The sequence below is a fragment of the Kitasatospora sp. NPDC004669 genome (assembly GCF_040609455.1).
Classification (GTDB): domain Bacteria; phylum Actinomycetota; class Actinomycetes; order Streptomycetales; family Streptomycetaceae; genus Kitasatospora.
Map to the genome: position 1 here is coordinate 1 of NZ_JBEXKB010000136.1, position 10,479 is coordinate 10,479.

Annotated in this window: 9 protein-coding genes; 8 read left to right on the top strand and 1 reads right to left on the bottom strand. The window is 73.0% G+C overall.

What is annotated here, in order from left to right; all coding sequences use genetic code 11:
* The 5 genes from ABZW30_RS45155 to ABZW30_RS45175 all read left to right on the top strand — a co-directional run.
* Window positions 1-2,054: beta-ketoacyl reductase (locus ABZW30_RS45155; protein ID WP_355677160.1), on the top strand; the 2,054-nt coding region annotated here is incomplete at its 5' end.
* On the top strand, window positions 2,051-3,541 hold the full coding sequence (locus ABZW30_RS45160; protein WP_355677161.1) for an FAD-dependent monooxygenase: 1,491 nt from the start codon (window positions 2,051-2,053) through the stop codon (window positions 3,539-3,541). The genes ABZW30_RS45155 and ABZW30_RS45160, both read left to right, overlap by 4 nt.
* Before the next feature lie 73 nt (window positions 3,542-3,614).
* Entirely contained in the window at window positions 3,615-4,442 is an 828-nt protein-coding gene (locus ABZW30_RS45165; RefSeq protein ID WP_355677162.1) for a 2-oxo acid dehydrogenase subunit E2, read from the top strand.
* Window positions 4,439-5,512 (top strand): alpha/beta hydrolase, encoded by a 1,074-nt coding sequence (locus ABZW30_RS45170; protein ID WP_355677163.1) that lies wholly within the window; start codon window positions 4,439-4,441, stop codon window positions 5,510-5,512. The genes ABZW30_RS45165 and ABZW30_RS45170 overlap by 4 nt, the downstream gene beginning before the upstream one ends.
* A gap of 103 nt (window positions 5,513-5,615) precedes the next feature.
* Window positions 5,616-6,041: a hypothetical protein gene (locus tag ABZW30_RS45175; RefSeq protein ID WP_355677164.1), complete on the top strand. Its 426-nt coding sequence runs from the start codon at window positions 5,616-5,618 to the stop codon at window positions 6,039-6,041.
* A gap of 63 nt (window positions 6,042-6,104) precedes the next feature.
* On the opposite strand, the gene ABZW30_RS45180 is transcribed toward ABZW30_RS45175, so the two are convergent.
* Window positions 6,105-7,697, bottom strand: a complete 1,593-nt coding sequence (locus ABZW30_RS45180) for an MFS transporter (protein ID WP_355677165.1) — start codon at window positions 7,695-7,697, stop codon at window positions 6,105-6,107.
* A gap of 192 nt (window positions 7,698-7,889) precedes the next feature.
* On the opposite strand from ABZW30_RS45180, the gene ABZW30_RS45185 reads away from it, so the two are divergent.
* The 3 genes from ABZW30_RS45185 (at window position 7,890) to ABZW30_RS45195 (ending at window position 10,210) form a co-directional block, all read left to right on the top strand.
* Window positions 7,890-8,606 carry a TetR/AcrR family transcriptional regulator gene (locus tag ABZW30_RS45185; RefSeq protein ID WP_355677166.1) on the top strand — a complete coding sequence of 239 codons (717 nt, stop codon included), beginning with the start codon at window positions 7,890-7,892 and terminating at the stop codon, window positions 8,604-8,606.
* A 159-nt stretch (window positions 8,607-8,765) separates the two neighbouring features.
* On the top strand, window positions 8,766-9,995 hold the full coding sequence (locus ABZW30_RS45190) for a cytochrome P450 (RefSeq protein WP_355677167.1): 1,230 nt from the start codon (window positions 8,766-8,768) through the stop codon (window positions 9,993-9,995).
* A gap of 17 nt (window positions 9,996-10,012) precedes the next feature.
* Window positions 10,013-10,210, top strand: coding sequence for a ferredoxin (locus ABZW30_RS45195; RefSeq protein ID WP_355677168.1), 198 nt, complete (start codon window positions 10,013-10,015; stop codon window positions 10,208-10,210).
* Window positions 10,211-10,479 lie beyond the last annotated feature (269 nt).

The window sequence follows — 10,479 nt, forward strand, 5'->3', positions numbered from 1 at the left end:
TCGCCATCAGCGCACTGCACAAGGGCCGTCCCGAAACCCACACCACCACCACCGCCCTCGCCACCCTCCACACCCACGGCCACCCCGTCACCTGGACCGCCCTGCTGGGCACCCGCCGGGAACACCTCGACCTGCCCACCTACCCCTTCCAGCGCCGCCCCTACTGGCTCTCCCCCGCCGCCACCCCCGGCAGGCAGCACGCCGCCGCGGCGGTCACGGCCGAGAACGGATTCTGGGAGGCCGTGGAGCGCGCCGACCTGGACGCCCTGGACGAGATGCTGGAGGCCACCGAGGAGGAGCGCCGGAGTCTGGCGGCGCTGCTGCCGGCGCTCGCCGGACTTCGTCGGCGGGCCGGCCTCGGCCACCGGATCGGCTGGCAGCCGCTGGCCGACACCCAGGCGGCACCGCTGGCTGGTCGCTGGCTGCTGCTCGGAGCGGACGGGGACGAGGACGTGGCTCCGGCCCTGCTGCGCGCCGGTGCGCAGGAGGTCGCCACGGGGACGCCGGAGTCGCTTCGTCAGCTCGTCGAGGCCGGTCCGCTGAGCGGCGTCCTGCTGCTTGCGGCCTCCGCCTCGGACAACGGGTTCGCCGACGAGACCGCCGGTGCCACCGCCGCCCTGGACGCGCTGGACGCGCTCGGTGTGCCCGCGCCGGTCTGGCTGCTCACCCGGGGAGCCGCAGCCGCCACGGCAGCCGACGCTCCGGCCGCGCCCGAGTCCGCCGCGCTGTGGGGCGCCGGGCCGTCGCTGGCCGCCCGGTACCCGGAGCGGGCGATCGGTCTGCTGGACCTGCCGACCGTGCTCGACCCGTCGGCGGAGCGTCGGCTGGCCGCGGCGCTGTCCGGCGAAACCGGCGAGCACGAACTGGCACTGCGCCCGGGCGGCCTGCTGGCGCGCCGGCTGCTGTCGGTCGACACCGGACGGCCGCACCGCCGCTGGTCGCCGACGGGCACGGTGCTGGTCACCGGCGCGGACACCGAGGCGGGACGCCGGACCGTCCGACGGCTCGCCACGCAGGGCGCCCACCGGCTGCTGCTGGTCGTGCCGCCGTCCGCTGCGGTCGGCGCCGAGGGCCCGGCCGGCCTGACCGCCCTGACGGCCGAACTGGCTTCGCTGGGGGCGGAGGCGACGGTGGCCGCGGTCGACCTCTCCGACCGCGCCGCACTCGCCCGGGTGCTGGCCGCCGTCCCGGCCGACCACCCGCTGGACGGCGTCGTGCACCTGGCCCCGGCGGACGGCGAGCCCGCCACGGCCGGTGCGCTGCGGTCCGCGGCGGCCAACCTGGACGAGCTCACCCACGGCACCGCGCTGTCCGCCTTCGTCCTGGTCTCCGACGCCGCCGGCGCGCTGGGCCTGCCGGCCGCCCCCGGGCAGGCGACCCTGCCTGCCTTCCACGACGCGATCGCCGCCCGACGGCTCGCGCTCGGCGAGCCCGCACTGTCGTTGTGCTGCGGCCCGTGGGCGGAGGAGCCGGGCAGCGAGGCCCGGACGGCCCACGAACTGGGCCTGCTCCCGTTGCCGTCCCGATCGGTGCTGGACCTGCTCGGCCGGTCCGGCCACCTGGTGGTCGCGGACGTCGATTGGCCGACCGTGGCCGCCGGGCAGCCCTGGGCCGGCCGGTTCTTCCACGAGATCCCGGCAGCCCGCACGGCCTTCGCGGCCGCCCCCGAGCCGGACGGCGCGGGCGCGGGCGGCTCGGTGCTGGAGCGCCTTGCCGGGGCGTCGGCAGCCGACCGTTCGGCGATCCTGCTCGCCCACCTGCGTGCCGAGGTCGCGACGGTGCTGGGTCTGGCCGCCGCCGAGGAGGTCAGTCCCGAGACCGACCTGATGGACCTGGGGATGTCCTCGCTGACCGCGATGGAGCTGGTGACCCGGACCAAGGCGGCGGGGATCGAGCTGACGCCCGCGCTGATCTACGACCAGCCCACCCTGGCCGACCTGTCGCAGGCCCTGCTGGACCTGCTCTCCGAAGCCCTGACCGCGACCGGCGCGGCGCCCACCGCAGGCACCGCGTCCCACACCGCAACCGCCGAAACCCAGAGGAGCTCCCGATGAACGACCCCGTGATCATTGCCGGCGCCGGCCCGGTGGGTCTGCTGCTCGCGTGCGAACTGCGCCTGCTGGGGGTGGAAACCGTCGTCCTGGAGCGGCTGGAGCGGCCGCGTGAGGAGTCGCTCGGCTCGGCGATGAACGGCGGCACGATCGAACTCCTCGAACAGCGCGAGGTGCTGGACGCGATCCGGGCCGACGGTTTCGAGTGGCCGCTCGCCGTCTTCTCCGGCTACCCGCTCGCCCCCGACCAGCTGACCGAGCGGCACGGCTCCACGCTGATCGTGAGTCAGAGCGCGGTGGAACGGCGCCTGGAGGAGTACGCGCTGAAGCTCGGCGCGGAACTCCGGCGCGGCCACGAGATCACCGGGCTGGTCCAGGACGAGGCCTCGGTCACCGTCACCGTCCGCCACGGCGGCACCGACTACCGGCTGGCCGGCCGCTACCTGGTCGGCTGCGACGGCTCCGCGAGCACCGTGCGCGAGCTCGCCGGGATCGACTTCGTCGGTGAGGAGCAGCCCTTCCACGGCCTGATCGGCGACATCGAGGTGGACCCGGGCGACGAACTGCTCAACCACCTCGGCCCGGAGAGCACCGCGTACGGCCCGTACATGCTGTCGCCGGTCGGCGAGAACCTGCTGCGGATCGCCATGGGCGAGTACGACGCCGAGCCGCCGAACCGCGACGAGCCGACCATGGACGAGGTGCGCGCGCTGGCCGAGCGGATGACCGGCCGCCCGATGCGCACCGGCCGGGCGCGCTGGCTGCAGCGCTGGTACAACGTCAACCGCCAGGCGGTGAGCTACCGCGAGGACAGGGTGCTCCTGGCCGGCGACGCCGCCCACGTGCAGTTCCCGCTCAGCGGCATGGCCCTGTACACCGGTATCGAGGATGCCCTGAACCTGGGCTGGAAGCTGGCCGCGGACGTCGCCGGGCACGGCCCGGCGGGCCTGCTGGACAGCTACCATGCCGAGCGGCACCCGGCCGGCGCGCGCTCGCTGCGCACCAGCCTGGCGCAGGTGGCCCTGGTGCACCCGGCGGACCGGGTGGCACCGCTGCGCGAGATCTTCGCCGAGCTGGTGCGGCTGCCCCAGGTCAACGCGCACCTGTCCGAGCTGATCTGCGGGTTCGCGGTGCAGTACCCGATCGCGTACCCGGAGGCGGCGGCGCACCCGCTGCTCGGCCGGCGCCTGGTCAACGCGCCGCTGGCGACGGCGGATGGCGAGACCACGGTCGCCCGGACGCTGCGCGGCGCCCGCGGTGTGCTGTTCGACCTGTCGGACGGGCAGCTGCGGCTGCCGGACGTCTCCGGCTGGGCGGACCGGGTCCGGCTGGTCACCGCCGGTCCGTCGGCCGAGATCGCGGCGTCCGCGGTGCTGGTGCGCCCGGACGGCCGGGTGGCGTGGGCCGGTCCCGCGGACGGCGCGGCGACGCCGGACGAGGGGCTGACCGCGGCGCTGGAGACCTGGTTCGGCCCGGCGGCGACGGCATGAGCGAGCGGAGCGAGCGAACAATCAGTAGGGGCGCGTCTCGCGAAGTGACCGCCGAGCGAAGCGAGGGGGGCGCATGAGCGAGCGGAGCGAGCGAACAATCAGTAGGAGCGGCGACCGGCCTGCGGCCATCGGGGCGATCGCATCGGCGCGGCGGCCCACCCTGCACTTCCTCCGGGAGATCCGGTCCTTCTCCCCGGTGTTCCTGGACACCGACGTCGACATGGGCGCCGTGGTCCGCCACCGGGAGGAGGTGCACAAGTACTCGGTGGTCAGCTACGTGCTGTACGCCGCCGCTCGGGTGCTGGCCGCCCACCCGGAGGCGAACGCGGCACTGCGCGGCCGGGTCAGGCCGCGGGTGGCCAGGTACGCCTCGGTGAACGGCAAGTTCACCCTGGACCGGACGATGAACGGGCAGCGGATCGTGGTCTCCACGGTCCTGCCCGACCTCCAGCGCGCCGGCCTGCCCGAGATCCAGGAGCGGGTCGACCACTTCCGGGACGGCGATCCGGCGGTCATGCCGGAGTTCGCCGCGACCCGGATGCTCCAGCGACTGCCCTGGCCGCTGGGCGGCGCGCTGTTCCGGCTGGGGGTGCGCCCGCTGTCCCGGCGGGCCGGCGTCTTCGGCACCTTCGCGGTGACCTCCCTGGGCCACCGCCCGGTGGACGGCTTCTACTCGGTGGGCGGCACCACCATCACCCTGGGGCTCGGCCGGATCGCCGACCGGCCCGTCGTCAAGGACGGCGGGCTGGCGGTGGCGCCGATGATGCGGCTCTCGCTCACCTTCGACCACCGGGTGATCGACGGCGCGGAGGCCGCCGACGTGCTCGCCGCCGTCAAGCTCGCACTGGAGCAGTTCACCGACCCGGGTGAACCGACTGATCGTCAGGAGTGGGATGAATGAACGACGTTGACGAACTGAAGCAGTTCGTCGCGGTGCACGCCAGGGGCCAGCAGATCCCGGACTTCGACCGGGTGCTGGCCCGCATCACGACCGACGGCGAAGGCCCCGGCTCGTGGACCGGCGAGTGGTGCGCCGAGGCGGAACGACTGCAGCAGGCCGGCAAGCCCCTGGAGGCTTGCCGGCGTTTCATCATGGCGAGGTTCCCGTTCACCGGGACCCCGGCCCGGCTGGCCGCCGCCGAGCACGCGGTCACCGCGTTCGAGAGCTGGCGGGCGACGGCCGCGCCGGACATCCGGCGGCTGGAGGTGGAGGTCGACGGCCGCAAGATCGGCTGCTGGGAGTCCGGCCTGTCGGCCACCGACCGCCGACCGCTGCTGGTGCTGATGGGCGGCAACGTCAGCGTCAAGGAGCAGTGGGCGCCGGCGCTGCCGGTGTTCCGCCGGCTCGGCATGGCGGCCCTGGTGGTCGACCTGCCCGGCATCGGCGAGAACCCGGTGCCGTACGACGAACACAGTCACCGCTTCCTGTCCGGGCTGCTGGACGCCGTCGCCGACCGGGCCGACACGTCCCGCACGTACGCACTGGCGCTCAGCTTCAGCGGGCACCTGGCGCTGCGCTGTGCCATGGACGACGCCCGGATCCACGGGGTGGTCACCGCCGGCGCGCCGATCAACGCCTTCTTCACCGACCCCGCCTGGCAGGCCCGCGTGCCGCGGATCACCGCGGACACCCTCACCCACCTGACCGGGCGGGACCTCGCCGGGCTGCGCGCCTGGGCGCTGCCCGCCGAGCGGCTGGCGGCGCTGGACATCCCGGTCGCCTACGTGGCCAGTCTTCGCGACGAGATCGTCCCCCAGGAGGACATACGGCTGCTGCGCCGCACCGTCGGGGACCTGCGGGTGCTGGAGCACGACGACGTGCACGCGGCGCCCGGCCACGTCGCGGAGAGCAAGTTCTGGTCCGCGCTCGCGCTGCTGCGGATGCGCCGGGTGCGCGGCGCGCAGCCGGCGGTGCTGGGCCTGATGTACGGGGCCGCCCGGCTGCGGGCCCGGCTGGCCCCGGTGCGCTAGGGCCTGTCCGGCGGGCGCTTTGCCGCAGCTTAAGCGGCCGCCACCAGAATCCATCCGGCCGCCACCCGGCCGGTCGACCACCTTTGGATACCAGGGAGTTGAAATGTCCGCCGAGAAGCAGGAGATCGTGTTCAGCGGCCTCAAGGAGGTCTCGCACATCCAGATGCACGTGCCCGAGGGCGGTTCGGAGGGCCCCGGCACGGTGGTGACGTACCACTGCGAGCTGCTCGACGCCGCCGGCGAGCAGCTGGGCAAGACCGTCGAGGGCTTCGCGGCCGTCTACCTGGACCCGGCCGACAAGAAGGTCAAGCAGCGGGTCAACGGCACGGACGAGTTCGCCGACGGCTCGGTGTACTGGTCCGGCGTCATCAACCTTGAGGGGATCATCAAGGGCGAGCCGCAGATCGTCCGCGCCTTCGGCCTCACCGGCCGCTACCGGGGCAAGGTGGGCACCCGCTCGCTGACCCTGGTGGGCCGCGAGGACGCCACCACGACCGTGTTCACCACCGAGATCAAGCTCGCCGACTGAACGGTCGCGACAACGGCGAAGGTGGTCGGCGCTGAGCGCCGACCACCTTCGCCGCCTCGGGGGTCAGGCCACCTCGACCGGGGCATCCGCGGAGGGAAGTTCGCCGTGCTCCACCTCGTGCCCGTGCGCCATCGGCAGCAGCAGGAGGACGAAGGCCGCGCCCACCACCATCAGCACCGCGGTGGTGATGGAGGCCTGGTTCAGACCGTGCATGTAGGCCTGGTCAGCGGCCCGGCCGAGCAGTCGGCCGGCGTCGCCGGGCAGCTGGCCGGCGACCGCCTTGGCGCCGTCCAGACTGGACCTGGCCGCCTCCCTGGCGTTGTCCGGCAGGCCGGTCAGGGCGTCGCCTAGCTTGCCCCGGTAGGCACTGTTCAGCACGCTGCCCAGGATCGCCGAGCCGAGCGAGATGCCGACGCTCTGCATGGTCCTGGAGAGCGCGGTGCCCACGCCCGCCTGGTTGGGGGCGAGCGCCTCCAGCACGGTGTCGGCGGCGAGCGGCAGGCCGAGTCCGAGACCGAAGCCGAAGACCACCAGCGCCGCCGCGACGATGCCGTATCCGCTGTCCGCCTTGATCACGGTGAACATGGCGCAGCCGGCCGCACTGATCGTCATCCCGATCGGGATGACGATCTTCGCGCCGAACTTCGCCGCGCGGGCGTCGCTGATGCCGGCGCCGACCAGCAGCGCGACGATCATGGGGAGCAGCCGCAGACCGGTGCCCTGGGCGTCGTTGCCCTGGACCAGTTGGAGGAACGGGCTGACCACGAAGAGGATGCCGGCCTGGGCGAAGCTGATCACGGCGAAGGCGACGGTCCCCCAGGTGAAGGTGCGGTTGGCGAAGATCCGCAGGTCCACCAGCGGGGCGGAGGCGCGCTTCTGCCAGAGCAGGAAGACCACCAGCACCGCGATGCCGCCGATCACGCAGGCCAGGGTGCGGCCGGTCCAGCCGTAGGTGGGCTGCTCGATGATGCCGTACACCACGGCCATCACGCCGACCGCCTGGAGCACCGCGCCCAGCCAGTCCAGCCGGGAGGCGTTCGGGTCCTTGCTCTCGGGCACCAGGAGGGCGACGGCGATCAGACTGATCGCCACGACCGGGCCGTTGATCAGGAAGATCGAGCCCCAGCTGAAGCTGGTCAGCAGCCAGCCCGCCACCAGCGGGCCGAGCGGCAGACCGAGCACCGCGCCGACCGTGACGGCCCCGACCGCCTTGCGGCGGTCCGCCGACTGGGGGAAGAGCGAGGGAAGCAGGGCCATCGCCATCGGCATGATGACCGCCGCGCCGGCGCCCATCACGGCGCGCATCACGATCAGCGAGTCGGCGGAGGTCACCCGGCTGGCGACCACCGAGGAGACGCCGAAGACCAGCAGGCCGCCGAGCAGCATCCGGCGGCGCCCGATCTTGTCGCCGAGCTTGCCGATCGGCAGCAGCAGACCGGCCCAGGCCAGCGTGTACGCGGTCTGGATCCACTGCAGCTGGGTGGTCGACGCGTGCAGCACCTCGGAGAGCGTCGGAAGTGCGGTGTAGAGGATGAAGCTGTCCAGACCGACCGCCAGGACGGCGACGGTGAGGGCGGCCAGGGCCCACCACCGGCCGGCGGAACGCGGTTCTTCGGCCTTGCCCGCCCGGGGCTCGGGCTTCGTCTTGCGGGGCATCGACGGGACTCCAATCGAGAGGGCACGGAACGGCTGAGGTTCGCCTTGGCAAGCGTATGACTCATTTTCAATTTTGGTCAACCTCAAACTCGTCACGACGCGAACTCGGGGCCCGGACCCGCGAACCACCGCTCCTGAACGGCCGTTGCACATGGTTGACCAAGTTTGAAAATTGGTTCTACAGTGGCTGGCATGAGCAACCCCAGCAGACTTCCGGCCGGCTCCAGTGCACGTCAGGTGCGTGCGGAGCGGATCCTGGACATCACCGCAGATCTTCTGATGGCGCACGGCTACCGCAAGGTGACGATCGACGACGTCGCAGGCCGGGCCGGCGTCGGCAAAGGCACGGTCTACCTGCACTGGAAGACCCGCGAGGCGCTCTTCTGGGGTGTGCTCCAGCGCGAGGCGCTGCGCCTGTTCGACCACCTCCTGGAGGCTCTGACCAAGGAGCCCGAGATGGCGCTGCCGCACCGGCTGATGCGGACGATCTTCATGGAGCTCACCCACCGGCCGCTGGTCAAGGCCCTGCTGCTGGCCGACCCGGTACTGCTCGGCAGCCTCGCCTCCGACGACTCCGTGCGCGCGGCGCAGCAGGAGCTCGCGGAGAACACCGACCTGCTCAAGCTGCTCGCCGAGCACGACGCGCTGCAGCCCGGCCTCACCCCCGAGACGGCCGGCTACGTCCTGGTCAACGTGACCCGCGGCTTCCTGACCGCCGAGGAGCTCGGCCAGGACGACGGCCTCGACCTGGAGCAGCGGGCCGACCTGCTCGCCCACATCCTGCGGCGCTCGATCGAGGCCGACGCCCCGATCCCCGAGGCGGTGCTCACCGAGCTCAACCAGCAGGTCGTCGCCATGTTCGGCGAGCTGGCCGAGGCCCACCGCGCGCAGCTGCGGCGCTCCTACTGACGCCCCCGTAAGGGTGCCCGATGGCGCTCGCAGATAGGGGTGCATCAGGGGTGGGGCTGGGGTTGTCCCGCCTTGATCGCGCGGACGAAGCTCGACGCGGCACCACTACCAGTGCGCCACCCGCTACGGGCACGCCACCACCAAGGGAGAACGCTACTCATGTCCGAGAGCACGACCGTCCCCGAAGGCACCCCCGCAAGCCCCGCCTTCCCGGTACCCCGCACCTGCCCCTTCGCCCTCCCCCAGGGCTACGCCGACCTGCGCGAGCAGGGCGACGCGATCCAGCGCACCACCCTGTTCGACGGCACGGAGGCCTGGGTCGTCACCGCCCACGCCGAGGCCCGCAAGCTGCTCGCCGACGGCCGGCTCTCGTCCGACAAGCTGCACGCCGGCTTCCCGGCGATCAGCCCGGCCGAGAAGGCCCACCGGCCGTTCCGCACCATCACCGAGCTGGACCCGCCGGAGCACGACGTGCACCGGCGGATGCTGCTCCCGGCGTTCACCGCCCGGCGGACCCAGGACATGCGCCCGCTGGTGCAGCGGATCGTCGACGAGCACCTGGACGCGATCACCGCCAAGGGCCCGACCGCCGACCTGGTCGCCGAGTTCGCCGTCCCCGTGCAGTCGGCGGTGATCTGCCACCTGCTCGACGTCCCGCAGGAGGACCAGGAGTTCTTCCAGGAGAAGACCCGCCAGATCACCCAGGAGCGCGGCACGCTCGGCCCCGAGGAGATCCAGCAGGTGCTCCGCGAGACCTGGGGCTTCCTCGACCAGCGGGTGAAGAAGCTGGAGAGCGACCCGGAGAACGGCCTGCTCTCGGTGCTGGCCGCCGAGCGGGCCAACACCGGCGCGCTGGAGCACCACGACCTGGTCGCGATGGCACTGGTCCTGCTGGTCGCAGCGCAGGAGACCACCTCCTCGACGCTCGGCAGCGGGATCGTCACGCTGCTGCGCCACCCGGAGCAGCTGGCGCGGGTCACCGCCGACCCGGAGCTGTGGCCGAACGCGGTGGAGGAGCTGCTGCGCTACACCTCGGTCGCCGACATGGGCACCCGTCGGGCGGCCAAGGAGGACATCGAGATCGGTGGCGTGGTGATCCGCGCCGGCGAGGGCGTGATCATCCCGAACCTGTTGGTCAACCGCGACCCGAAGGTGTTCGAGAACCCGGACGTCTTCGACGTGGGCCGCACCACCCGCACCCACCTGGCCTTCGGCCACGGCGTGCACAACTGCATCGGTCAGAACATGTCCCGCGTGGTGCTGGAGATCGCCTTCCGGACGCTGTTCGAACGGCTGCCGAACCTGCGGCTGGCCGTCCCGGCCGAGGAGCTGAAGATGTCGCCCCCCGGCGGTGTGCAGACGCTGACCGCGCTGCCGGTCACCTGGTGACCCGGAAGGTCGTCGCAATGGACGTGACCGTGGACCAGGGCCTGTGCCAGGGGGCGGCTCAGTGCTTCCGCTACGCGCCGGAGCTCTTCGACCAGGGCGAGGACGGCCTGGTCGTACTGCTCCGGCAGCCCGGCTCCGCGGAGGAGCGGCAGGCCGCCCGGAAGGCGGCCGAGCTCTGCCCCGCGGAGGCCATCTCCCACGGAGAGCCCGCTTGAGCGGCCCTCCACCTGAGTACGGCGTGGTGCCCGGTCCGCCAAAGCACCTGGCACCACGCCGCTTCCAGCCGCCGACCGGCTGGGAGGGAACAGCGGCCCGACCTGGCTGATCGACCCCCGCAGCCGGGTCGGGCCGCTGCCGTGCGGCCGCCGTCCGTGTGCCCGAGGACGACGGCCCAGGAACGAGGACGGCCCGGGGCGGCGGGGGGCCGGCGCCGCCGCCCCCCGGGGCGCGCGCCGGCGCCGCGCGGCGGGGCGCGGCGCGCGCC

Excerpts from the sequence above, each read along its gene's own strand:
- ABZW30_RS45180 (WP_355677165.1), bottom strand. The coding sequence starts at position 7,697 with ATGCCCCGCAAGACGAAGCCCGAGCCCCGGGCGGGCAAGGCCGAAGAA.
- ABZW30_RS45185 (WP_355677166.1), top strand. The coding sequence starts at position 7,890 with ATGAGCAACCCCAGCAGACTTCCGGCCGGCTCCAGTGCACGTCAGGTG.
- ABZW30_RS45195 (WP_355677168.1), top strand. The coding sequence starts at position 10,013 with ATGGACGTGACCGTGGACCAGGGCCTGTGCCAGGGGGCGGCTCAGTGC.
- ABZW30_RS45175 (WP_355677164.1), top strand. The coding sequence starts at position 5,616 with ATGTCCGCCGAGAAGCAGGAGATCGTGTTCAGCGGCCTCAAGGAGGTC.
- ABZW30_RS45160 (WP_355677161.1), top strand. The coding sequence starts at position 2,051 with ATGAACGACCCCGTGATCATTGCCGGCGCCGGCCCGGTGGGTCTGCTG.
- ABZW30_RS45165 (WP_355677162.1), top strand. The coding sequence starts at position 3,615 with ATGAGCGAGCGGAGCGAGCGAACAATCAGTAGGAGCGGCGACCGGCCT.
- ABZW30_RS45190 (WP_355677167.1), top strand. The coding sequence starts at position 8,766 with ATGTCCGAGAGCACGACCGTCCCCGAAGGCACCCCCGCAAGCCCCGCC.
- ABZW30_RS45170 (WP_355677163.1), top strand. The coding sequence starts at position 4,439 with ATGAACGACGTTGACGAACTGAAGCAGTTCGTCGCGGTGCACGCCAGG.